Here is a 24,990-nt window from a genome sequence, read left to right as displayed (position 1 = left end):
CAAAATGCGCCCGTTTTCCCTTATAAACAATGGCCGGCGGCCGATTCTTTTTCAATGTTTAAAATATAATACAACTCATCAAGTTTTTGTATTTGATAGGTTGGTACAATACCAGTGTCATTTGCTATCATGCCCGGATTCATCCAGCATGTATCCAATCCGGCCAGCCGCCCCCCTTTTATGTCCGCTGTCAATGAATCCCCGATGATCAGCCCTTGATCGGCAGAAAAATGAGGAATTCGTTCAAAAACGTAATCAAAGTATTCTTTCATCGGTTTTTGAAAACCGGTGTCCTCTGAAACAAAAATCCCTTTAAACATCGGGTATAATCCTGAAGCTTGCAGACGCTTATACTGCGTTTTTGAAATACCGTTCGTTACGATATATAAATCATATTGATCCTGCAGGCTTTCAATTAATTCAAAAGCGCCGTCTATCAGCTGATGCCCTTCTTCAAGGAAGCTGCGATACTTCTCCTCAAGCAAAACGCCGTCAGCCTCTAGACCATATTCTTTGAATAAAAGGGAGAAGCGTGTGTTCACCACTTGGCCGCGGTCTATCTCCCCTTTTTCAAACGCCCTCCATAAACCTTGATTGATACGTCTATAATTCGCTTCTATTTCATCTGTTAAAGGAATTTGCTGTTCCTGAAAAAGATTCCGCAGTGCTGACTTTTCCGCCGCACCGAAGTCTAGTAGTGTATCATCCACATCAAAAAATAAAGTACGATAATTTTTCACAGGGGTTCCTCCGTTTAGCTTTTTAGTAGTTGATCTTGCTGTCCTCTATGGCCTCAAGCTCGTTTTTCAGCAAGCTCATCGTCTCTGCCTTTTCTTTCTCTGTCTGAATGTCAAACGCCAGCTGCTCTGTAAACTCCCATATGTCCTCCAGTCTTCGCCTGATCTGATAAAACCGCAAAGCGTTCTGATCAATTTCAAACCCTTTATGAATCTCGCGATAAACCCGCAAAAACTCTTGTACATACGGCTGATTGGCAAAAAACATCAGATCTGCTTCAACAGGGGCCAGTTTCAAGCCCTCCCAATCGATCAGAATCAATTCCCCGCCCGTTTTCATCATCAAATTCCAGCCATGAACATCTGTATGGCACAAAGCCAATCTTCTGCCGCTGCATTTCAAATCATCCGCCAGAGATAAGGCTGACTCCATCATCTCGCGGATTGCTCCGCTGTAGGGTTGAATGAGTGTCGCCAGCTCACAAGGGAGGTGATCAAGCCATTGTTTCATCTTGCCTAAAAACGAAATATCATAGTTTTCTTTGATTCCTTCTGTCTTCAGCGGGATCGTCTCGTCATATCGGTGCAGCTCCGCTATGATGCTGGCGAGCTTCTCCGCGCAGCCTTTGTCGAGCGGCCGGCCTCCAATGGTTTCCCCGGCGATGTATTCATAAAGCACGTAAACCGCATCATCATCTTCGCACTTGTATTCTCCAGTTGTTGTTAAAAGCGGCACAGGCAGCTTCCCGTTGAGAGCGGTGTGATCCCCCAGCCACTTGAGAACGGGGATGTAATCATCGATTAGAGCTGTCCATTTCGCTGTCGATGCCCTATTTTTATCATACACTTTTAAAAAGAAAGCCGCTTCACCGTCGGTTACTTGATAAGCAAGTGCTGTCCACCCGCCTTGCTCGGGAGAAATGTTCACACTGTCGATTCCATAATGGTCCTTCAATATTTTTTTAAGACTGAACATTGCGTTTCACCTCCGCAAAAAACACACTCCCGGCTCACCTGCCGGGAGTGCGGCTATCATCTGATTAGTCAATTTCCTTTGCAGCCGGTTTCAGCTGCTGAACGCGCCTCACGTACTGTTTGACTTTCTCAGCTTCTCTGAAAAGGTATTGTTCATCAAGATGTTCAGCGACTGCTGCGGCTGTCTCTTCAAACAGATCCCCCATCTTAAACAAGCTGTGCCATACACGCTCATGATCAGCTGGCGGATACGTCTCCAAAAGCCTTTCCCACGTATTTCGATCAACATAGCGATCAAGAAACTTTGCATTCTTGCCTATGCTCAGCGAAAAGCCCGTTTCAAAACCGACCTTCCATTCGAGCATTTTCAGCAGCATGGCCCTGACAAGGTTTAAGTGATCGAGTGCATAAAGGATTTCCTGCCGCCACAACCCTTTGGCCACATATGTCGATGTCCACCAAAATTCATTGCAGCAGTCGGCGAAGCATTGCGGGGATGGTTTTTGCACCCAATATTCCCGATCCGTCGGCGGCGGGATAGCGGGCAAATCCTGATCCTTATCAAGCAGGATCACGGTCAAACCGTCTTCCCGGCAGTATTCCAGCTTTTCTTCCAGCGGCACAAGAATCAAATCAATACGGCTGCCGTCTTTAAATAACATTAAATACGAAAAGCGGTTGCCAAGCTCATTCGGAAACAGCTCCATCGCTTCCGGCGTCTGCATGATGATCCGCTCTCCAAAAACGTCCACCCAGCCCGGCTCATCGAGAAAAGACTGCATATCTGTTACAACATAGACCATATCATAATCGCGAAAAGGGTCTTTCGGGACGTTCGGATTCGTCCGCGAACCGTTCATGCCGACCGCTCTGACACGGCTGTCCTCCCGTGCAACCTTCAGCACCAAATCGATGATTTCCTGCTCTGTACGCATGTATATAAACCTCCTCTTTTTAATGGTTATAGACAAACGTGATGAGGAGGTCCGCGAATACACGGTTATATGAAATGCTCTAGAAACGCCATCAATATATCCTCCCTCTTTTAGCGAATGGCTTTCAGGTAGTCTTCAAGGCGATCCAGCTGTGAAGAAAAGCCTTCGGCCATCCCTTTATCATGATTTGTTGAAGATCTTCCTCTCAAGAAACGGGGAACTCGTTACCAGTTTTGCATACCTTTGGAGTTCTTCAAATTTCTCCTCAACCACCATCTCCGGCATCTCGGGAACAGCATTCCCTTCCTCATCTGCCGAACATATCTTTTCATGGGTGTCCTGATAAACGCCTTTACCAAAAGTTATACGTCCAGGAAATTATCCTGGGTCTGACTTGTGCACTCCATGCAATAATCCCATTCACCATTCGATGAAAACCAAAAAAACAGCTTTCAGTTTGCCTCCCTTTGGCCGCCACCAGCTATAACGAAAAAGTTCTTTTCCCAACAAGGCAGAGATCTTCACCTTAGAGGTTATGCTTATCCCCTCAACATCCTATTCAACATTAACAACTGCTGGGGTTACTTTTTTAAAGAATAAAACCCCGTCATACTGTTGAACCGGCTTGAAAGAAATACGAAGGCCCCCTCCCTCAAAAGCCTTCCACTTTTTTCCCCCCCACCTTGAAGTGCATGGTATAAAAAAATTGGGATGGGGTGAATTGCTGAGCAGCCACTCCATGTGCTTTTTGTTAACTTTTTTGATAGGATGATCGCCCCCTTGGTTGTCACCCATTCTTCCTTCTCCCGCGTAAAGACCAATAACAAAACTGTCCTCTTTCATAAATTGCGGAAGGTTTTCTACAAATGATCGATATGGTGAAAACCGATTGACGCTGCTTTGTTTTTTGATGTGAAGGTTGTGAGCCCAAATGATAAATTTCTCATCAGGATAAACATGCTGAGATAAAAATTCAAGATTCTTCGCCATTAATTCATCACGATATTCAAACAATTTTGAAAAACCTTTTGTAAAATTCGCCTTAAAATAATTGAGTCTGTTTTTCATCGTCTGTAACACGACATCACGAAGCATAGCAGAGGGGAAAGTCTGTTTTTCAAGCTCCCTTATCAGTTCTTGGCCTATGCTTTCAATTTCTTCTACTGTTTTCCTAAAACGCCGCTTTAACATATAATCTTTATCGAGCATCTCATTTGTGCGCGTATCAAATGTTACAAACATTTTCCTGAGATCCCCTGTCAAATGCGAACGCATGTAGGAGGAAAAGTGCTTATCCATGCTCTGCTGAACATCAACGCCTGTTAAATGCAAAGGCTGCAGCTGTCGAGTTTCCTTCATATACTCAAACAAATCAAGCATAAATTCGTTTTGCCAAACTTTCCCGATGGAACCGGACATATTTTCTTTGGCACTAAGTTCTTCTGAAAGATAATTTCCTATGCTGCAATCTCCCAATTCACTTTCGAAAGCAAGAATACGAAATCCTAATTCCTGATGCAGATATTTGATCAAGCTTGCCTTCGCCTCAATGTACTCCTTGACGCAATGGCTGCTTTCACCAAGAAATACAAATCTTTTATTTCGCAATATCTCTTTTAAGAAGCCGAATTTATAACCATCAATCCCCCCAATATTAATCGACTCATCTCTTATTTCATCAAATAAATCATTCACTGTTTTAGCCTCCTCCCACAATCGCTTGGTCATTGTTTGAATTGTACAATTTGGTGTAAAATCCTTGGTTGCGAATTAATTGTAAATGGTTGCCCATCTCTTGAATCTCTCCGTCTTTTAGCACTAATATGAGATCTGCATCCTTAATCGTACTTAGCCTGTGAGCTATGACAATGCGCGTGCACTTTAATTCATTTAAATGTTGTTCTATGACCTTTTCATTTAAGTTATCAAGAGAACTGGTTGCTTCATCCAGCAATAATATTGAAGGGCTTTGCAATAAAGCCCTCGCCAGCATGATTCTCTGTTTTTGACCACCTGAAATATTCATCGACATTTCTGATACGGGAGTGTGGTAACCCATTGGCATTTCCATAATCTCGTCGTGTATTTGTGCAATTTTAGCCACCTTAACAACTTTATCCATAGAAGGATTCTTATCATAAACAGATATGTTATGAAGAATGGATTTATTAAAAAGAGTCGCATCTTGTGGTACGACACCAATATTTCTACGCAGCCATTGCTTGTCTAAGTCGAATAAATTGATTCCATCATAAAAGATTTTGCCGGCAGTAGGTTCATATAAACCAAGCAGCATACGTGCCAAAGTACTTTTGCCAGAACCTGAAGGACCAACGATAGCGACTTTTTGCCCCGCTTTTATTTCCACACTAATATGTTTAAGTACAGGTTTACTATACTGGGTATATGAAAAGCTTACATTTTCCAGTTTAATATTTCCAGTTAATTCTTTTGGTCTAATTGAGTTTTTTGGTGTTTTTTCCACTGGCGCTTCCAACACATCGTTAATTCTTTGCAAATAGGTGTCCATAGTGATCATGCTTTTTGCTGTTTCAACTAAAGAAGAAACCAAACCAAAAAATACTCCTGTCAATGAGTAGATCGCCACCATTGAGCCGGTGGTTATGTTTCCAAGTTGAACCTGATGTAATGACAATCCTAAAATAACCAAAGGTGCAGCCAGCTCTAAACTAACTATGTACGAATTTATGGTATTAGAAAAATATTCATTTTTTTTGAATGCATACAATACCTTTTTAAACAAATGCTCCCATTGATGTAAAACTTGTTTTTCAACTCCGGCCATTTTAATTCCGAAAATTCCATAGAGCGTTTCTACCTGAACTTCTTGGAATTTGGACTGCTCAGAGAGTTCTTCCTCAGCGCGTTGTTTAATTGCGTTTTGAGTAAAAGTCAACAATAATATGTTTACTATACCAAAGGCAATCACCCAACCTGCTAACCAAGGCGAAGTCATCGCCATGTATCCCAGTATAATAAGAACGAGAGTTGAATCTAGTACACTCATGATGGTCTGCTGAGAAAAAAGCTCTCGTATCATAATATGGGAGTTGGCTCGATAAACAATTTCGCCAAATGACCTTAACTGAAAATATTGAAACGGCAGATGAATTAAATGTCTAAAAAACCTGCTCATCAACCTCCAATCCAGATGCAACCTTAAATTAGTTAAAAAGCGGCCTCGCATGTAAGAAATAATCCCCTTAAATATAACCAAACCAAAAATACTAATGAAAAAAACAGTTAGAAATTCGTAATGATTCGGAATGGCAATTTCATCTATTGCAATTTTAGTGATAATCGGCATGGAAACAGTCAACAATTGAATAGACAGGGACCATACCAAAATAGAAAAAAGTAATTTTGGTTTTTCCAAAGTTATTTTTAAATAGGGAAGCCATACACTTTTAGGCTTTACTTGTATAAAGTTTTCATTAGGTTCAAGAGCTAGATAATAACCTGAAAAATGTTCAAGAAAAGCCTCTTCTGAATACGTGCATCGTCCTAATGCGGGATCAAGCACATGGTAGCCCTTTTTGTTTATTTTCTCCAATACAACGTAGTGGAAATGATCCCAATACACAATAACTGGTGAAGTAATCGAACTGATACGATCAGCTTTTAGTACATTTGCGGAAAATCCAATCCCGGTGGCCGTATTGGATAGAGCGAAGAGGGTAACTCCGTCGCGTCCGCCGCCCAGCCTTTCTTTCAGTTCATGAAAACCAACATGGCTTTTGTAATAAGACACTATCATGGTTAGGCAACATAAAGCACAATCAGTTTGAGCAATTTGTCTTTTAAGCGGCACTCTTATTCTGGTTTTCAATTATAGTCCCCCCCGTTCATTTGAAGGGTTAATATTGAAGGGACCTTTTCCGGGAAAGCAAGCCTTAATAAACCATAGCCTATACCTGCTTGTCCAAGCATTAAACCTAGATTTTTGACACCTGAAACAGTCCCAAACCTCACATTCCCTTCGGTAATGCTGCAGGCGACATCGCTGCCAATTTTTAATGCTGTTTCTTTTAAATTTTCACTTTGGAATTTATTCGCTGCCAAAAGAAGTAAATCTAAATTACCTAAATCTCCATGGCATAAGCTATGTGTTATGCCAAATCCACTTTTTAATGTTTGATTGACTGCCGCATCAATTTCATCCAGCAACTCAACATTATTCGTATAATCGCCCATCATAATTCGGCTCATTCCAATTCCAGCCGCTCCATGGCACCACATGGAATTTCCATTACGCTCGGTATTATCCCGTAAATCCAACCAGTTCTTTTCCTTTTTATTAAATAAGGATTTTTCATAATTCATGGAATCCATGAATGCTTTTTTGAAATCCTCATTTTTTGTAAACTTATATAATGCCATTAGGGCCCATGTAAATCCTGAAGAACCATGAGAAAGTCCTGAAAGTGGCTTGTCAAGCTGATTTGAACGCCATCCGGCACCATTCATTTGCTGCTCTTTTTTGTTCACAAGCAGCTTCCCGCACCTATTCGCAATATCCAATAAATAAGGTTCTCCTGTTCTTTTATAAAGGTGTATACATACTATGATCAGGCCGGCAGAACCACCTAGATAATCAAGCGATTGATCTTCTTCTATTGAGCCTAAAACTCTATTCAGCATTTTTTTTGCTTGTGTTAAATAGTCGCGGCAATGGAAAATAAAAGAGAAATTACTTAGTACATATGCGTATGCTCCATAACCGTAAAAGGCCGATAACGGAAATTCTAATGGATAGTTTTCCGCGTAATTTAAGGCTGAATTCAATGCTTTGTCAGCAATATTCTTATAGTCCTCTTTCTTAGTAACATGATATAAGTTCGCATAGAACAGTCCTACTCCAAGCAAACCATCATATAAATCAAATTCAAGCGGACTAAAAGCCAGTTGATCATTATAATTTTGATTGATCCCCAGCCATGTAACATCATCTTCCTTTCCGAAAATGGCGTGTTTTTTCATCTCATCGCCTATTATTTCTGCAACATCTAAAAATTGTTCAGGAGAATAGCCTGTTGTTTGATCATGAAAAGCATAGGTTTTATTGTTCGTGTTGTTATGGGAGTCATTATAGTGCGGGTATTGGGCAGCGAGAGAGTTTTGAATAAATTCGATTTGCATTTCCATATCACTTTTATTTAACGATTTTGCTTTTTTCATTAGACATTCAAAATTCGACTTTTCAAAAAAATTGCTTTTCACTTTACCCAATGGATGATACAAATCCACTGAATTAGTTTGACAATAAAAATAAGGAATATCTCCTTTTATGATATCTCTGCATTCATACATGATGACATCTTGATGTACCGGCCGGCTTTTCCCGCCAACCCATAGAATATTTATAAGCCGTTCTCTGCTGTATCCATCTTTTAAGTAATCCGGGTGATAACTCGAGTCTAAAAAGGTAGAATAAACTTGTGTACTTCTTAAAATGACCCTTACTCGATCATTTTTAAAGCAGCTCAACGGACTGTTTGAAGACAATAGCTCTTTTTTATGGTGAAGAAATAATGAATAGATGTCTCGAAAACCTTTAATAATTTCAGAAGAAAACTGCGAAGCTGATGCCACTTTCTCACTATCAAGAAAGGGCTTATTTTTACTGCCTTCCGAAAAAGCCTCAGCCTTAACTAACTTGATCTCATCTGTTTGAACATTTTTCACAGTAAAAGTATGTTGTCCAGTCGGCTGACCTTCATCTCCGCCAAGGCCGCTAATGTCAAACCCTAATATACTTGATTTAATATATGTAACAGGTAGCATCCCTGTAGATAATACTGAGTCTATTAACTTATTGAATGCAATATTATATGCTGAAGATTCGTCCTGCAAGTCTTTTTCCGTATTTTGCACTAATCCTTCAAGGTCAATCAATACAGGATGTTCCCCGCATGCAATTAAATTTTCAAAATGAAAATCGGTGGCATTAAGCAAATATAATATTGCGATATATTCACCTTGCCTTTCATAAAAACGGGAAATTTCACTATTAGATTGACAGGGTTTATACTCTACATACTCCTGCCACCCATACTCGTTTTTACTTAAAATTTTTAATGTTCTTAAATTCCTGCATCCCCCCTTATTATTTATCCAATGCAAAAGCTCCTGAAAGTGTAAATCAACTGAGAGGGGCCTAGGTTTATAAACGATTTTTTTATTTGATTCAAAGTGAAGCACCATGACACTTCTGCCATCGTTATGGGAGTCGCCTAATTGCAAAGATAAAGATGCTAGCTTGTCTTCCCCTTTAAAATTGAATTTTTCCAATATTTCGTTCCTATCATTTGAAAAACGCATAACAGCTTCAGTAATGCTGTCTATATGATTTAATATAAATTCGCACAAAACTCTTGTTAGGACAGGAAATTGGCAAAGTATTTCGAGCCTTTTTTCCTTGGTTGACAACAAATGATTTACGTAATATTCATATCGTTCCTTGGGATTTTCTCCTTCAAGTCTTCCTTTTTCTCTTTCTTCATTTATATCTTGTATTAAAGCTCTAATGCCTAAATACCCTACATGCTCTTGTATATACGACATGATATTCTTTTTTAAATTTGCGATATCGCATATCATAGACAAATCACATTGTTTACTGAGTTGGTCTAATTTAGATTCCAAATAATCAAAAGACAGCTTAAAAAAATCCGAATAGAAGGATTGAAATTCACTGAACATATTTTCTTCATCTAAATATGACTTAAAACATTCTTCATGACCCCCATACTGTTGCCACAGATGAACCCATTCGCCTGATTTTTCATTTAAAAGTAGCTCGTTAACGGGTGTATCGGCATCGGTCTTTTTTCTTCTTTCTGAAGGATACAATGATTTGCTTTGAACGGTTTCTTTAATATCAAGATCAAATATTTTTCCCATATAACCAATCCCTTCTTAGAAAAATTCACTGACCAAATAGAGAGTTATCTCTAACTCTCTATATTGGCAGTGATATGATAGAATATTCAGAACTTTACATCCAGCATTTTCTCTTAAAACTTGGACAGTACTTTATACTCCATTTGCAAATTCTTAAGCTAACACAAACAACAGTGCTTTGCGGAGTAATCTCATCATTTCCTCCAGCTAAGTTCTTTAATTCCTCTTCAGATACTTTGCTTACAAAGTCCTTATTTTTCGTTTCCATCTTTATAACCTCCTTTCCTGAAAAATGATGAAATTCTAATATATGTAATAACACTGATGTCAATATAATCTATACCATATTTAATAATATATGTAAATGATTTGATCCTATTTTCATATTTTCATATGTGATTTTTCACCTTTATTTAAACTTGTCTTAACTTTATTTTTTCCCTCTTTATTCTGATTCAAATTCCCCCCTTTTGCACCAATCAATGATTTGTCCACCTGCGAAAAAAACCCTTTAGACTGTTTTTATCTAAAGGGTTCCAAGTATGCTGGTGTTTGTTAACAAGACTTCTCGTCAATGTCGCATTGCAAAACATCAGCAGAAATGTTTCGTCTTTCCTCTTCAATCACCTGTTCAAACACTTCCCTTGCCGCGGCTCCGGCTATCCGTTCATTGCCAATGATAAATGTCGGAACGGCCGTGATGCCGGCTTCTTCGTAAGCGTGTTGGAGCGCCGTCCGCTGCACGTCCTGATATGTTCTGGAGTTTAAAGCTTCTTTAAAAGCCTGCTCATCCAGTCCGGCTTCTTTAGCCAGCGCTGTTAATACGTCGATGTCGCCAATATTTTGATCTTCCTGGAAAAAGGCTTGATAAACCCGGTCATTGTACGCTTTCGCTTTACCGTGTTCTTTTGCAAAGTGATAGCCTTCATGAGCCAAATCTGTATAAGGATGCGGAGAGACATTCGGCAGCTTCATGTTGACGCCCCAAGCCTCGATTCGCGGCTTAATAGCGCCGTCCCACATTGCCAATTTTGATGGATCATTTAACGGATCAAGCTGCTCAGATGGACGCGGCCTCAGTTCGAATGGCAGCCACTCGACTTCCACATCTTTGCCTTCGATCGCTTTTTCGAATTGGTCTTTTCCGAGGAAACAAAATGGACAGACATAATCGGAGTATACTTTAATATTTATCGTCATGTTTTTCTTCCTTTCTTATATTCCATCAACCATATGTAACAATAATAGTTACAATCATCTCTCCTGTCAATCTTTTTAGCATGAAGCTAAAATCGGCAATGATCGGGAACTTTCTGCTGTTTAAATCGTAATATGATGAGTTACAGCTTGCGCCATCCACTTCTTTGACATTATATCGATAAGGAGTTTATCAAATGAAAACAGAAAACAACAATAGCATGAAACCGTTTTTCTCCATGATTCTCACATCCGGCGTACCCAGGCTGGCTTTAACCGTCGGTTTGACCGCAAGCCTCGTCACTACATTGGTCGGCCTGTCCATTCCGCTGTTGACAAGAGAAATGGTTGACGGCTTTTCCGCCAATTCGATCAATCTGGCCTTAGCGGGAATCCTTGCGCTCGTTTTTATCGTTCAAGCGGTCTGCGACGGGTTTTCGACCTATTTTCTTTCCTACGCCGGGCAAAAAGTGGTCGCTTCCCTGCGCGAGCGCATGTGGTTCAAGCTGCTGCGCCTGCCTGTCCGCTACTTTGACGAAAAGACGAGCGGTGAAACCGTCAGCCGCGTTGTCAATGACACCGGCATTGTTGAAAGCTTGATTTCCGACCATTTTCCGCAGTTTGTTTCCGGGATCATCACCATTGTCGGATCGGTAATCATTTTGCTGATCATGGATTGGAAAATGACACTGCTCATGCTGATCTCCGTTCCGATCACGACCTTCATCATGATCCCGCTCGGCATGAAAATGCAGCGCATCTCCAAAACGCTGCAGGATGAAACAGCTTCCTTCACAGGACATGTCCAGCAGACATTAAGCGAAATCAGATTAATGAAAGCATCAAACGCCGAGCATACAGAAAAAATGAAAGGGTTATCAGGCATTTCGAAGCTCTTTCAATACGGCCTCAAGGAAGCCCGTATATTTGCGCTCGTCTCCCCGTTTATGCACCTTGTCATTATGATTGTGATCGTCGCCATCATCGGCTACGGCGGCATCCGCGTCTCTGAGGGGACGATGTCGGCAGGCTCGCTGATCGCCTTTTTGCTTTATCTGTTTCAAATCATCTTCCCGATCACATCGTTCACAATGTTTTTCACTCAGCTGCAAAAAGCAAAAGGAGCAACAGAGCGGATCATCGAGATTTTGCATACTGAAGAGGAAGAAGGCCAGGAAGGACTTGAGATGGATATCTCCAATCTGCCGATACGTGTCGAGAATGTATCTTTCTCTTACGGCGATGACGAGCCTGTCTTGCGGGAGGTATCTTTCGACGTCGATCCCGGGCAGATGATTGCATTTGTCGGTCCGAGCGGCGGCGGAAAAACGACGATGTTCGGCCTCTTGGAACGATTTTACGAACCGGACTCAGGGGCCATTAACATCGGGGAAACACCGATCAACAAGCTGTCGATGAAATCGTGGCGCAGCCAGATCGGCTACGTATCTCAAGACAGCCCGATGATGTCCGGCACCATCCGTGAGAACTTGTGCTACGGCTTGGATCACGCCGACAGCATTGACGATCAAGAACTGTGGAAAGTCGCGGAAATGGCGTATGCCGACACATTTATTAAACAATTTCCAGAGCAGCTTGATACGGAAGTCGGTGAACGCGGCGTCAAGCTGTCCGGCGGCCAGAGACAGCGGATCGCCATCGCCCGCGCCTTCCTGCGCGACCCGAAAATTTTAATGATGGACGAAGCGACAGCCAGCCTCGACAGCCAATCAGAAGCCATCGTCCAGCAGGCGCTTGCCCGCCTCATGGAAGGCCGCACCACCTTCGTCATCGCCCACCGGCTATCGACAATCGTGAACGCGGACCAAATTATATTTATCGAAAAAGGCGAGATTACAGGGCGGGGGCGGCACCACGAGCTGATTGCTTCGCATGCGCTGTATCGGGAGTTTGCTGAGCGGCAGTTGACGTGAACTTTTATGAAAGGAGGTCATTCACATGAACTTTCAACTCGAGGAAGCAATCGAAATCCTAGAGCGCACACCACAAACGTTGAGTCAGCTGCTGACCGGATTATCAAACCCCTGGATCAGCTGCGATGAAGGCGAAGACACGTGGAACGCCTTTGATGTCGTCGGCCATCTGATTGAAGGAGAAAAAAACAATTGGTTGCCGCGGATCAAAATGATCGTGACAAAAGGAGCAACGGAACCTTTTCCGACGTTCGACCGCTTCAGCCAGTTGAATCAAAACGACGGGAAAACGATGGAACAGCTGCTTAACGAATTTGCTGAAATCAGACGGGCGAATCTGAAAACATTGCGGCAGATCATTAATCCTGAAACCGACTTCGAACAAACGGGGGTGCACCCCGAATTCGGAATCGTTAAGCTGAGAGAGCAGATCTCAACATGGGTTGCCCACGATCTCACTCACATCTCGCAAATCGCAAGAGTGCTGGCGAAGCGATATCAGGACGATGTCGGGCCTTGGAAGGCTTATTTGGGGATTTTAAACAGCTAAACGATACTCATTAACGTTGTTAGACTATAACAAACTAGGCGAACATATGGCTGAACCCTCGATTTGTCATATATTCCAAAACCTGGGCAACGGCATTTAATGTTAGGAAGTTCTTCTGGATATAAAAATTCCCCTTTGGCTGCCTACACCAAAGGGGCTTTCTCATTTTTACTGGTCTGACTATCCATGTTGTTTAAATATTCACTTTGCAACTGACCCATATGCACAATATCATGCCATACCCCTTCCCTGAAAAGCGCCTCCCGGCTGATTCCCTCATGGCTAAATCCTAGTTTCTCATATAAACGAATCGCTTTTTTATTGAATGAAAACACTCTAAGATAAACCCGGTGCAGATTCATTTCTAAAAATGCGTAGTTCAACAGCAAGGTCAAAGCTTCTCTTCCGTAGCCTTTACCCCAAAAATCCTTCTCTCCAATGTCGATAATACATTCAGCATTTCTGTTCTTATGATCAATATTTATTAATGATGTAATGCCAATCGGTTTTTCATTTACCCTCTCGAGAATCATATAGCTTTTGGCTGTGTTGGAGCCCAGAATCACTTGTTCAATAAAGTCTCTCGTTGCTTCAATGGAATAGATATCTAAAAAAGGATTTGTATTTCGCATCACTTCTATATCATTTCTCCATATATGATAAAGCTCTGCATCCTCTACCGTAACTTTTCTCAGCCTAACTTTGGAAGATTCGAATAGCATGACGATTCACTCCTTTTCCAGCGGGTTAATCATTTGTTCAAGAGAAAAAAGCAATACAGACAGTTGCTCCTTTACTTTTGTTTTTTCATTCCCCAATTGAAAGGTATCCAGCATTAAACCGTTAATGAACGAAATGAGGTATCGCGAAATCAATGACGGGGGCAGCTTAGGTTGACATTCACCCAGTTCCGCCCCTTTATGAATAGCTTCTTCAACAGCATCAGCTGTTTGCTGATAGCGTTCAGATATGTAAGGAAAATCACCTTTATTTTTCATAAACTTTGACGATAAGAAAAATTCGGCCCTAGCAAATATTAACGATTGATCGACTGCTTCAATTTGAGTCTGCATCTCTCCAATCCAGCGTTTAAATGCCGGCCACAACGGACCCTCATCTAAAAACAGATCAATTTGATCCTTATCGTCTAATTTAAGAACTTCCATAAAAATATGGTCAATATTATCAAAGTAATTATAAAGGGTTCCTCTGGAAACATTGGCCTCATCCATAATATCCTGCATCGTAGTGTGAATATAGCCGTTTTTTGTAAATACTTTTGTTGCCGCTTTTAATAGTGTTCTTTTCTTTTCCTCCCTATATTCTTCATCGACTTTCGGAGCCATAAAGATGTCACCTTCCTTTTAGAACACAAACAAAAACTATACACATGTGTCATTTTTATATTCCAATTATAAATGACACGAGTGTATAGTTTCAACCTTAAAATTGAGAATGTTACGGCCTTAGCTTGGAAGAACATTCTTTACCCTATGTGTGTTAATACCCTCAACTAAACCATGGAACCTTCAAAGCTGATCAAGGCATCGTTATTGATTTATTTCTTTTAAATTCGAAGCCCTTTGATTAGCATGCGAACTGAAAGTCACCAAAACAACAACAATCGCAATCGTAACCTCCAGTGCCCCAAACCATGTAATAGAAGCCAGCGATATTTTTTCTACAAAAATCCCTCCGATTCCTGCACCTGCGGCCATGGCGAATTGCATCATCGATTGATTGATGCCGAGCAATACACCTGACAATTCCGGTTCGAGCGTCGCTAAGTGATATTGCTGTGTCGGGCCGGTAGACCATGCGGCAAACGACCATAATATGAGAATCAACAGTACTCCGACATAGGAATGGGTGACAAGCGACAGCAAAATCAGTGCGATGATATGCAGTGTCATCCCGCCAATGAGTGTAAAGGGAACGCCCCATTTATCGGTGCTATATCCGCCAAACTTCGATCCAACCAAGCTGGCGATTCCAAATATAAGCAAAAAGCCGCTTAGCAAATTGCCGCTTATCCCTGAAACGGACAGAAGGTAAGGAGACAGATAAGTATATGCTACGGAATATCCTCCGAGCCAGAAAAAAGTGATTGATAACCCCATTGCTACTTTCCGGTTCTTTAAAAGAGAAAGCTGTTGAAGCAAAGGGACGGGCTTATCGCCTTCAGTATGCGGCAAGATTAAGAATATAACAATCATTGCGATGAATCCCAATAAAGCAATTCCTCCAAATACAGACTTCCAGCCTAATGCTTCTGCCGTCATTCTTCCGAGTGGAACACCTATGATCAAAGAAGCGGTAAACCCCATGACCACTGTAGCAATTGCACTGCCCTGTTTACCCGCCGGTGCGATTTTGGCGGCAATCGTTAATGCCGTGACCACAACCATGCCTGCCCCCAATGCCATAATGACCCGCGCTGCAACAAACCAGCCATAGCCAGGCAGGGTAAAGGCCAGAATATTTCCTATCACAAACAAACCGAGAGCATACATCATTAACTTGCGCCTATCCATACTTGCCGTCAACGCCATGAGAACCGGTGTGAAAACTGCATACACAAGTGAAAAGATCGTAATCAGCTGGCCCGCGGCAGCTAAAGTTATCCCGAGTGTGTGGGCGATCTGATCCAAAATCCCGGAAATAATATACTCTGAGGTCCCTACCAAAAAACTGATGATCGCTAAAATATAAATTTTCCAAGCACTAAACATAATCGTTCGCTCCTTCATCGCTTTATATATTTACATATCACGAAATAACGATATGTAAATCAAAAAAAATAAACACATCGGAATATGTCGATATGTATGGCGTAAAAATAAACACCTCTTGATGATGTTTATTTTTTGAATGCTCATATCTCTGTTTTAAGAAAGTCAGCAAGCTTTCTGATGGCCTCTTCGTCTCTTTTGTAGTACGTATACTTTCCGATTCGTTCCGCCTTAATCAAGCCGGCTCTTAAAAGAATGGCGAGATATTGGGAAGCCGTTGATTGCGTCATTTTCAATTTGTCTGTGATTTGGCTGACACATACCCCGATTGTGTTCATATCAATCCCTTCATGGGGTTCAAAATGACGATCAGGCTCCTTCAGCCATTGCAAAATTTGCAGCCTTGATTCATTTGATAAAGCTTTGAAAATTTCAATAGGTTCCATACCAATCATTATATCTTCATATCGCAAATTGTCAATATGTATGGTGCCCTTTTATCCTTCATATCATTTCCTGGCTGACAGTTCACTCCCGTTATTCAAAGAGTACATAAAAAAATCGTTGCCATTCAGTCAATCTTTGTGTATATTGTACATATTGTATATATTGTATATAATCAAAAGAGGTTTTGAAATGAAAATTATAATTTCGAATAGTTCAAAGCAACCCATTTATGAACAAATTTACACCCAAATTAAAGATCATATTCTTGCGAATGAATTGAAACCGGGACAGCCGCTGCCTTCTATGCGCCAATTGGCAAAGGACATGAATGTTAGTCTTATTACGTCAAAGCGCGCCTATGAAGAACTTGAGAAGAATGGCTTCATTTATTCCGTAGTCGGGAAAGGCTCTTTTGTATCAGATCAGAATGACGAAATGATGAAAGAAGGAAAAATGAAAGCAATTGAAGAGCAGTTGACAGCAGCGATAAAAAACAGCAAAGACATTGGCGTTCCCCTTACAGAATTAAAAGATTTGCTTACCATTTTATATCAGGAGGAAGAATGATGGACAATGTAATTGAACTCCGGCATGTTCATAAATCGTTCGATGGTTTTCAACTAAAGGACTTTTCAATGAATGTAAAAAAAGGTTTTGTCACCGGATTTATCGGCGGAAATGGCGTGGGGAAATCGACAACGATTAAACTGATCATGAACTTATTGCAGCCTGACAGCGGAACGATTACGGTATTTGGCTTGAATTACAAGGAGCATGAGAAGGAAATTAAACAACGAATTGGCTTTGTATTTGATTCCAACATATTTTATGAACATTTAACGTTGGCTGAAATGAAGGATATTGTGAAAAGATCCTATGTCAATTGGGATGAACATGTATTTAATGATTATGTGAACACATTTAACTTGCCGCTCACTAATAAAATCAAGACATTCTCAAAAGGGATGATGATGAAAGCATCATTAGCCGTCGCTTTGTCCCATCGTGCGGAATTAATTATTATGGATGAACCGACGTCCGGACTGGACCCGATTTTCCGCCGGGAGCTGTTGGATATCTTGCATCAGCTCATGCAAGATGGGGATAAGACGATCTTTTTTTCGACTCATATTACAACTGATTTAGATAAGATTGCAGATTATATCACGTTCATTCATAAAGGAGAGCATATCTTTACAAAGGACTTTTACGAGATTGAAGAACAATATGCAATTGTAAAAGGCGGCATGGAGTTGTTAGACCAGGAGACCGAACAGGAGTTTATAGCGGTTCGAAAATCAACTCATGGATTTGAAGCATTGACTGCGAATAAATCACGAACAGAAAACATTTTTGGGGATATGGTGTTAATTGAAAAACCGACTCTGGAAGATATTATGTTTTATACGAAGAAAGGAGCTAAAGCAGCATGTTCAACTTAATACGTAAGGACATTGTCTTACAGAAAAAAACATTGGCGGCTTCGTTTTTGGTATTATGTGTTTATTTAATGTTAGATATTTCTCCAATCTGGGTTGGGGTTGTATTTAGTATCGTTATATCGATGTATGCCTTTTCAATAGATGAAAAGTCTTCTATACATATCCTTCTCAATTCTTTGCCTTATACACGGAAGGAGATTGTCAGTTCAAAGTATATTGTCGTCGTTCTCTTTACATCTATGGTGGCTGCAGCCATATTGATCGTACACTTCATCATTCACCGGGAATTTACGATCTGGAAAGACATCTTGTTAATGGTTGCCATTGTGATGACAGCTGCTTCATTCATGCTGCCATTCTGTTATAAATTCAAAAGTAACTATTTGTTGATTGCTTCTATTGTTGCATTTGGCTTGTATATGCTAACGGTTAATTTTGTTGTCCAAAATTTGAACGATCAAATTAGAGAGTTCGTTGACATGCTTCTAGCATTGCATAATACTTCTCTGTATCTGATCGTTGCCATTTCAATTATTACGCTATACGGGTGTTCATGGCTTCTGTCGATTCGGATTTATAGAAATAAAGTGTTTTAAATGGATAGGGCTTTTTCGATCATTGACACCGCTTCATGTTCATCCGCGGATAAAAAACTGCACCGTCACACACTTCGTCAGGTTGTTACGGTGCAGCGTTTGATGGGGATGATGAAGACCAAGGCCATCTTTCAACCGCCTATTCTTCCAGCTCAATAAACGAGTATTTCTCTGGATCGGCCAATACATAAAAAAATCCGAAGAACATCTTCCACCCGCGAACCGGACTTCCGCATCTAAACTTTAACACTTCTCCTTCATCTAACGTAAACCTCAAAGTTTGGCTTACACACCAATCAATTTTCACTTGGATCTCATGTTCGCCAGGCTCCAAATCAATTCGCAGCCTCCCGCCATCTTTGATTTTTCCAGCCTCAACACCATCAATCAGCACTGAGAATTTTCTCATTTTATTCATCAACTGCGATGTTCTGTTGACTTCAACGTACGTCTCGTTGTTCATGGTTACACATCCTCAAAGTAATAAAGTTATTATGTAGGAGCATCCACGAGCTCGCTGGCGAACGGGCTTCGCTTAAACAACGCGCCTTTTTGTTTTCTTCTAGATCAGACTTAGTAAACATAAAAGTACCCCTCCAGATCATCCAATCCAAGAGGGGTACAAATTTTTATTTCAAACGACTCCTACTCCACCGTCACACTCTTCGCCAAGTTCCGTGGCTTATCAACGTCACAGCCGCGGTGCAGCGCAGCATAGTATGCGATCAGCTGCAGCGGGATGACGGAGACGAGCGGCGCAAGCTCCGGATGCACTTCAGGCAGGACGAAGCGGTCGTCTGCTTCTTCCAGGCCTTTCAGGGAGATCACGCAAGGGTTGGCGCCGCGGGCTGTCACCTCTTTGACGTTTCCGCGGATGCTTAAGTTGACGTGCTCCTGTGTCGCAAGGGCGATGACCGGTGTGCCGTCTTCGATCAATGCGATCGTACCGTGCTTCAATTCGCCGCCGGCGAAGCCTTCAGCTTGAATGTAAGAAATCTCTTTCAGCTTCAGGGATCCTTCGAGGCAGACGAAATAGTCGAGACCGCGGCCGATGAAGAAAGCATTGCGTGTTACGGTCAAGTATTCGCGCGCGATCATTTCCATTTCGTCTTTTTGGTCGCAAAGGGCTTCCATCGCGTTTCCGATGATGCCGAGCTCTTTGACAAGATCAAAGCCGAGTGCTTTTCCGCGGCTTTCCGCAGTCACAGCTGCCAAAATAGCGAGAACTGCGATTTGCGCCGTATATGCTTTTGTTGACGCTACCGCGATTTCCGGGCCGGCATTCAGTAAAAGCGTGTAGTCCGCTTCACGGGAAAGCGTAGATCCCGGTACATTGGTCAATGTCAGCGCTTTGTGTCCGAGCTTTTTCACCTGTACGAGAACCGCGCGGCTGTCAGCCGTTTCTCCGCTTTGAGAAATAAAGATAAACAGCGGCTTCTCAGAAAGCAGCGGCATATTGTAAGAGAATTCGCTTGCGACATGGACTTCAGCCGGAACTTTCGCCCATGTCTCGATAAATTGCTTGCCGACAAGACCGGCATGGTAGCTCGTTCCGCAGGCAATGATATAGACGCGGTCCGCCTCTGCAACAGCATTTGCAATGTCTCCAGGAATGGAAAGCTTGCCGTTTTCATCTTGGTACGTCTGAATGATTTTCCGCATGACAAGCGGCTGTTCATCGATTTCTTTTAACATGTAGTGAGGGTATGTGCCTTTTTCGATATCGCTCGCATCAAGCTCTGCAATATATGAGGCACGTGACATCAATTCTCCGTCAAGGTTTTTGATCACGACTTTTTTGTCTGTGACAATCACCATTTCTTTATCCATAAGCTCAACGTATTCGTTTGTCACTTGAAGCATCGCCATCGCGTCTGACGCGATCACATTGAAATGGTCTCCAAGGCCGACAAGAAGCGGGCTTTTATTTTTCGCAACATAGATTGTTTCTTTGTTTTCATGATCGAATAATGCAATCGCATAAGAGCCTTTGAGCAGCATGAGCGTTTGGCGGAACGCTTCTTCAGTGTCAAGACCGTTATTGACGAATTGCTCGATCACTTGAACGACAACCTCTGTATCCGTATCACTTTTAAGGGTTACATCTTGTAAATATTCGCGCGTCAGCTGAACATAGTTTTCGATGACGCCGTTATGAACAAGTGTAAATCGGCCTGATGCGCTTTGATGCGGGTGAGCGTTTAGACGGCTCGGTTCCCCGTGAGTCGCCCAGCGTGTGTGTCCGATTCCCGCTTGTGACTTCACGTTTGCATCAACGGCTAAGCGAAGATCGGCGATCCGTCCTTTTTCTTTAAACACGTGTACGCCGTCTTCGTTCGCTACAGCGATTCCAGCTGAATCGTAGCCGCGATACTCCAGCTTTTCCAAACCTTTAAGTAAAATTTCCTTTGCATCAAGCTGGCCAATATAACCTACAATACCACACATAATTTTCTTCCTCCTAAAGTCGCAGGCAGGAGACGAAGAAAGTCTGCTTATCAGGCGGGGACATTCTTCGTCCCCTCCTACATGTTTTTTATGGAAGATCATGCGATTTCCCTTTGTTCAAAGAGTCGCCTCTTTGGTTTGAGGAAATCCTTGCGGCTGTGATCTTGTGGTCAGCCGGGAGGCATCCGCCGAAAATTCGATAAACCTCCATCCTCGTCAACTAAGCTGTTTCATCCGTACGCTTAGTCCGGGCGCTATAACTATAAAAAAATGTTTCTGCCCTGCCTTTCCTTTTAAATTAAACAAGACAAGCTGATTTTACTATACGCTAAAGGAACCGTCAAACATTTTTCAAAATGGTTCACATTTTTTCCAAGATTGAACGGTTCCCTTTATCTTATGTCAAATCAGCATGTCTCGTTCGTCAGTCTTCTGCGGAAAATCACTCCGCTCCCATTTCAGCTTTCACGACATCTGCAATGCGGCCTACGTATTTCTCGCAAAGCTCCTTCGTTTTCGCCTCAGCCATGACACGGACAAGCGGCTCGGTGCCGGACGGGCGCACAAGGATGCGGCCGTCACCGTTCATTTCCTTCTCAACCTCGTCGATGACCGCTTTTACCTTTTCGTTCTCCGTCACTTTATGTTTATCGGTTACTTTCACGTTCAAGAGGAGCTGCGGAAACTTCTGCATCTCCGCCGCAAGCTCTGACAAAGATTTGCCTGTCATTTTGATCGTGTTCATCAGCATGATCGCAGAAAGCAGGCCGTCGCCTGTTGTATTGTAATCAAGGAAAATCAGGTGTCCCGACTGTTCTCCGCCGAAAGTAAACCCGTCCTTTTTCATCGCTTCCACTACATAGCGGTCGCCGACCGCTGTCTGAACGCTTTTAATACCTTCCGCTTCAAGCGCTTTGTAAAAGCCGAGGTTGCTCATCACCGTAGAGACAACTGTATTGTCCGCCAGGCGCCCCTCGCTCTTCAAGTACTTCGCGCATATGTACATGATTTGATCGCCGTCTACGATATTCCCCTTTTCGTCGACAGCGATTAAGCGGTCGCCATCCCCGTCAAACGCCATGCCGACGTCAGCTCCCTTTTCTTTTACAAATTCGGCCAGGGCTTCAGGGTGGGTCGAGCCGACTCCGTCATTGATGTTTAATCCGTTCGGAGAAGTCCCCATCGTCGATACATCTGCGTCAAGATCGGCAAACAGGTGGGTCGCCAGCGAAGAAGTCGCCCCGTGCGCACAGTCAAGCGCGACATGGATGCCTGTGAAGTCTTCATCAGCAGACTGCTTAAGAAACTGCAAATATTTCTGTCCGCCTTCAAAGTAGTCGTTCACCATACCCAGATCAGCGCCTACAGGCCTTGGCAGGTGATCTTCAGGCTGATCCATCAGACGCTCGATTTCAAGCTCCTGCTCATCGGAAAGCTTAAATCCGTCGCCGCCGAAAAACTTAATTCCGTTGTCCTCGACAGGGTTGTGGGAAGCTGAAATCATCACACCCGCTTCCGCGTCCATAGCCTTCGTCAAATATGCGACGCCGGGCGTCGAAATCACGCCGAGACGCATGACTTCTGCTCCTATCGAAAGAAGGCCTGCAACAAGGGCACCTTCCAGCATATGCCCGGAAATGCGCGTATCACGGCCGATCAGCACCTTGGGGCGCTCCTTATCTTTTGTTAGGACATATCCGCCAAAGCGTCCGACTTTAAAGGCCAGCTCGGGTGTAAGTTCACTGTTTGCCACGCCTCTTACACCGTCTGTACCAAAATACTTGCCCATTAATATCGCTCCTTTTTGATTCATGAAGGTTGTGAATCCTTTTCAGAATGATTCTCTTCTTCTTCATCCTGACCATTATTTTTTTCGTTTTGGGTTGTTTGAGATGAGATTTTCACTCGAATGCTCTGCCGCGGCAGCGACCATGTCATGTTCTGCGGTCCGTTTACTTCCAGCTTCACGTTATGCTCGCCGTCATCGAGATCCGCCACATTGACATAGAGCTCGACGTCGGAAGGCTGGAGTTTTTCGATCGCGGCTGTCGAGCCCTTTGCCGTGATATCCAGCTTGCCTGACTTCGGATCGAGAAATTCAAGATCCCGGCTGTCATTCAGCCCCGCGGTTTTAATTGAAACGTTCTTCAGTTTTTTCTCTTCTTCCTTGTCAACTTTCACCTTGATTTTCACTTTTTCGGGTGACACTTTTTTAGCGCCGTCCGGCACTTTAATGTTGGCTTCCAACTCAGTGTCATCTTTCATTTTACTTAAATCAACCTCATCGGCCTCGACAAATTCTAACGAATCAAGAACATTTTGCGGCCCGTAGACGGTTACCTCTCCCGGACTGATATCAAGGCTGGAAATGCTGATACCGTCCGGAAGGCTCCCTTTCCGGTCAACTTTGACGGGAATCTTTTTGCTGGGGCTTGTCACGGGAACGGTGATTTTAACGACGGATGGACTGACTTCAACCGGAAGAACATTTCCGTCCCTGTCGTACACTGTTAGCTTGGCTTCTTTTTCAACCGTCTGGTCGACACCCTCTAAATTGATCGTCGCCTTGATGTTTTGGATTCTGTCGATCACGGCTTTTGAGCCGGTGACGCTGACGTTTTTCGGGTTGATAATCGGCAGCTCCGGCGTGTAGCCGTCTTTCATTTTGTTTTTATTATAAAAATCAACCTCGACCGGGAATTCCTTCGTCGTTTTTTCTTCGATGGTTACGGTTGTCACCGATGGATTGATGGTCAGAGTGAGGCCTTCGGCAACATTTCTGGCCTTCAACTCGACTTTGTGCCTGCCTGTTTTCAGATGCTGCATATCGGCATAAATCTCAAAATCCTTCACTTGTCTGACCTTCTTGACGGTTCCTGTCGGGCCTTTAATCGTGACATTCACCGTCTGCGGCACGCCTGTTACGACGTAGTTTTCATCATCATAAAACGATTTGACCGGTATATCGGTGAGCGTCGCTTCGTCTGTCGTCGATGTCGGGAAAAACGATTCACCTGGTTTCTTCGGAGTCGGCGCTTGAGCGCTGTGGACCGCAAAGTAAAGAAGAAACGCGAATAATAATGCGACTACTTTGACAGCCCAGGGATTGTTTAAGAACTTATCCATTTTTCTTCGCCCTCCAATACCAGCGATTTGAGGAAGTTTCTCGCGAATTTTTCTTGAATTCCGCTTCAAGCATGTTTTTCAATGCCTCTTCCGATAAATCACGGTGAAGGTCTCCGTTTTTGGCAACGCTGATGCCGCCCGTTTCTTCGGATACGACAACCGTCAGACTGTCGGTCACTTCACTGATTCCCACTGCTGCTCTGTGCCTCGTCCCAAGCTCTTTTGAAATAAAAGGGCTTTCAGAAAGCGGAAGGTAGCAGGCGGCTGCAGCAACCTCATCATTTTTCATAATTACGGCGCCGTCATGAAGCGGTGTATTCGGAATAAAGATGTTGATCAATAGCTCGGAGCTGACCTTTGCATTTAAAGGGATCCCCGTTTCTATGTAATCGCCCATTCCCGTCTCCCGTTCAATCGTCAGAAGCGCGCCAATCCGGCGTTTCGCCATATATTTAATCGCTTTTGTAATTGCATCAATCGTTTTCTGCTGCTGCTCTTCCTCAGGTGTTCCGCTCCTCGAAAAAAAGCGCCCCCGCCCCAGCTGTTCCAGCGCTCTCCTCAATTCAGGCTGGAAGATGATAATGATCGCCAGGAACCCCCATGTGATCGCCTGGTCAACCAGCCACTGCAGGGTGCTTAATCCTAAATATTGACTGGCCAGCCTGACGAGAACAATGACCACGATTCCCTTTAAAAGCTGAACCGCCTTTGTCCCGCGGATGACCATCATTAATTTATATATTACGTACCAAACAAGGAGAATATCAACGGCATCGCCGAGGTACTGCAAGAAAGGGATATCCTCAAAAGCCATTTCCTCGTCCTCCAAGAATTCAGTCATTAGTAAGGTTAATATGTTTCAAAATGGTATGATCTATTATTTTTACATATACAGAGGCTATTATAGCACAAATTGATTTTCCAAGTGAAATGGCGGCCCCTCATAA

The 24,990-nt window shown here is 42.8% G+C and carries 22 protein-coding genes; 5 read left to right on the top strand and 17 right to left on the bottom strand.

The genetic code is table 11. The features are described 5' to 3' along the window. Nucleotides 1-20: 20 nt before the first annotated feature. The 8 genes from MHI30_RS01190 to MHI30_RS01155 form a co-directional block, all read right to left on the bottom strand. Nucleotides 21-740, bottom strand: coding sequence for a YjjG family noncanonical pyrimidine nucleotidase (locus MHI30_RS01190; RefSeq protein WP_075753555.1), 720 nt, complete (start codon nucleotides 738-740; stop codon nucleotides 21-23). A gap of 22 nt (nucleotides 741-762) precedes the next feature. Then, nucleotides 763-1,713, bottom strand: a complete 951-nt coding sequence (locus MHI30_RS01185; protein ID WP_075753553.1) for a phosphotransferase — start codon at nucleotides 1,711-1,713, stop codon at nucleotides 763-765. A gap of 64 nt (nucleotides 1,714-1,777) precedes the next feature. Continuing rightward, the gene (locus MHI30_RS01180) at nucleotides 1,778-2,647 is read right to left on the bottom strand and encodes an aminoglycoside 6-adenylyltransferase (protein ID WP_075753551.1); all 870 of its coding nucleotides are present in this window, start codon (nucleotides 2,645-2,647) and stop codon (nucleotides 1,778-1,780) included. Between the two features lie 555 nt (nucleotides 2,648-3,202). Further along, the gene (locus tag MHI30_RS01175; protein ID WP_142238621.1) at nucleotides 3,203-4,342 is read right to left on the bottom strand and encodes an erythromycin esterase family protein; all 1,140 of its coding nucleotides are present in this window, start codon (nucleotides 4,340-4,342) and stop codon (nucleotides 3,203-3,205) included. 4 nt (nucleotides 4,343-4,346) lie between these two features. Continuing rightward, nucleotides 4,347-6,497 carry a peptidase domain-containing ABC transporter gene (locus MHI30_RS01170; protein ID WP_075753547.1) on the bottom strand — a complete coding sequence of 717 codons (2,151 nt, stop codon included), beginning with the start codon at nucleotides 6,495-6,497 and terminating at the stop codon, nucleotides 4,347-4,349. After that, nucleotides 6,494-9,571, bottom strand: a complete 3,078-nt coding sequence (locus MHI30_RS01165) for a type 2 lanthipeptide synthetase LanM family protein (RefSeq protein WP_075753545.1) — start codon at nucleotides 9,569-9,571, stop codon at nucleotides 6,494-6,496. The genes MHI30_RS01170 and MHI30_RS01165 overlap by 4 nt, the downstream gene beginning before the upstream one ends. 94 nt (nucleotides 9,572-9,665) lie before the next feature. Continuing rightward, nucleotides 9,666-9,839 (bottom strand): class II lanthipeptide, LchA2/BrtA2 family, encoded by a 174-nt coding sequence (locus MHI30_RS01160; protein ID WP_154495770.1) that lies wholly within the window; start codon nucleotides 9,837-9,839, stop codon nucleotides 9,666-9,668. Between the two features lie 287 nt (nucleotides 9,840-10,126). Continuing rightward, nucleotides 10,127-10,771 carry a DsbA family oxidoreductase gene (locus MHI30_RS01155; RefSeq protein ID WP_075753543.1) on the bottom strand — a complete coding sequence of 215 codons (645 nt, stop codon included), beginning with the start codon at nucleotides 10,769-10,771 and terminating at the stop codon, nucleotides 10,127-10,129. Nucleotides 10,772-10,965: 194 nt separating this feature from the next. Here MHI30_RS01155 and MHI30_RS01150 point away from each other — a divergent pair, with 194 nt between their 5' ends. Beyond that, entirely contained in the window at nucleotides 10,966-12,702 is a 1,737-nt protein-coding gene (locus MHI30_RS01150) for an ABC transporter ATP-binding protein (RefSeq protein ID WP_075753541.1), read from the top strand. Between the two features lie 25 nt (nucleotides 12,703-12,727). Then, nucleotides 12,728-13,252, top strand: a complete 525-nt coding sequence (locus MHI30_RS01145) for a DinB family protein (RefSeq protein ID WP_020449932.1) — start codon at nucleotides 12,728-12,730, stop codon at nucleotides 13,250-13,252. Nucleotides 13,253-13,395: 143 nt separating this feature from the next. On the opposite strand, the gene MHI30_RS01140 is transcribed toward MHI30_RS01145, so the two are convergent. From MHI30_RS01140 to MHI30_RS01125, 4 genes are all read right to left on the bottom strand, one after another. After that, on the bottom strand, nucleotides 13,396-13,974 hold the full coding sequence (locus MHI30_RS01140) for a GNAT family protein (RefSeq protein WP_075753539.1): 579 nt from the start codon (nucleotides 13,972-13,974) through the stop codon (nucleotides 13,396-13,398). A 6-nt stretch (nucleotides 13,975-13,980) separates the two neighbouring features. After that, nucleotides 13,981-14,598, bottom strand: a complete 618-nt coding sequence (locus MHI30_RS01135; protein WP_020449930.1) for a TetR family transcriptional regulator — start codon at nucleotides 14,596-14,598, stop codon at nucleotides 13,981-13,983. 204 nt (nucleotides 14,599-14,802) lie between these two features. Beyond that, a complete protein-coding gene (locus MHI30_RS01130) occupies nucleotides 14,803-15,984 on the bottom strand; it encodes an MFS transporter (protein ID WP_075753537.1) in 1,182 nt (393 codons plus the stop codon). A 143-nt stretch (nucleotides 15,985-16,127) separates the two neighbouring features. Beyond that, nucleotides 16,128-16,430 (bottom strand): metalloregulator ArsR/SmtB family transcription factor, encoded by a 303-nt coding sequence (locus MHI30_RS01125; protein WP_041817139.1) that lies wholly within the window; start codon nucleotides 16,428-16,430, stop codon nucleotides 16,128-16,130. A 190-nt stretch (nucleotides 16,431-16,620) separates the two neighbouring features. On the opposite strand from MHI30_RS01125, the gene MHI30_RS01120 reads away from it, so the two are divergent. From MHI30_RS01120 to MHI30_RS01110, 3 genes are read left to right on the top strand one after another with little or no spacing between them, the layout of a single operon-like run. Then, complete coding sequence (locus MHI30_RS01120; RefSeq protein WP_020449927.1) at nucleotides 16,621-16,998, top strand: GntR family transcriptional regulator; 378 nt, start codon at nucleotides 16,621-16,623, stop codon at nucleotides 16,996-16,998. Continuing rightward, nucleotides 16,998-17,873: an ABC transporter ATP-binding protein gene (locus tag MHI30_RS01115; protein WP_075753535.1), complete on the top strand. Its 876-nt coding sequence runs from the start codon at nucleotides 16,998-17,000 to the stop codon at nucleotides 17,871-17,873. Before MHI30_RS01120 ends, MHI30_RS01115 begins: the two co-directional genes overlap by 1 nt. Next, nucleotides 17,861-18,469 (top strand): ABC-2 transporter permease, encoded by a 609-nt coding sequence (locus MHI30_RS01110; RefSeq protein WP_075753533.1) that lies wholly within the window; start codon nucleotides 17,861-17,863, stop codon nucleotides 18,467-18,469. The genes MHI30_RS01115 and MHI30_RS01110 overlap by 13 nt, the downstream gene beginning before the upstream one ends. Before the next feature lie 139 nt (nucleotides 18,470-18,608). On the opposite strand, the gene MHI30_RS01105 is transcribed toward MHI30_RS01110, so the two are convergent. From MHI30_RS01105 to cdaA, 5 genes are all read right to left on the bottom strand, one after another. Beyond that, complete coding sequence (locus MHI30_RS01105; protein WP_075753531.1) at nucleotides 18,609-18,932, bottom strand: hypothetical protein; 324 nt, start codon at nucleotides 18,930-18,932, stop codon at nucleotides 18,609-18,611. 182 nt (nucleotides 18,933-19,114) lie between these two features. After that, nucleotides 19,115-20,917, bottom strand: a complete 1,803-nt coding sequence (gene glmS / locus MHI30_RS01100) for a glutamine--fructose-6-phosphate transaminase (isomerizing) (protein WP_020449923.1) — start codon at nucleotides 20,915-20,917, stop codon at nucleotides 19,115-19,117. 442 nt (nucleotides 20,918-21,359) lie between these two features. Further along, on the bottom strand, nucleotides 21,360-22,706 hold the full coding sequence (glmM, locus tag MHI30_RS01095; protein ID WP_075753529.1) for a phosphoglucosamine mutase: 1,347 nt from the start codon (nucleotides 22,704-22,706) through the stop codon (nucleotides 21,360-21,362). 20 nt (nucleotides 22,707-22,726) lie between these two features. Next, nucleotides 22,727-24,043 carry a YbbR-like domain-containing protein gene (locus MHI30_RS01090; RefSeq protein WP_020449921.1) on the bottom strand — a complete coding sequence of 439 codons (1,317 nt, stop codon included), beginning with the start codon at nucleotides 24,041-24,043 and terminating at the stop codon, nucleotides 22,727-22,729. Further along, nucleotides 24,036-24,857: a diadenylate cyclase CdaA gene (gene cdaA / locus MHI30_RS01085; RefSeq protein WP_003178443.1), complete on the bottom strand. Its 822-nt coding sequence runs from the start codon at nucleotides 24,855-24,857 to the stop codon at nucleotides 24,036-24,038. Before cdaA ends, MHI30_RS01090 begins: the two co-directional genes overlap by 8 nt. Between the last annotated feature and the right edge of the window lie 133 nt (nucleotides 24,858-24,990).

Source organism: Bacillus sp. FSL L8-0528 (assembly GCF_038593085.1).
Taxonomy (GTDB): domain Bacteria; phylum Bacillota; class Bacilli; order Bacillales; family Bacillaceae; genus Bacillus; species Bacillus paralicheniformis.
Note: the sequence above shows the minus strand (reverse complement) of the source record. Positions and strands in the feature narration are given on the sequence as shown.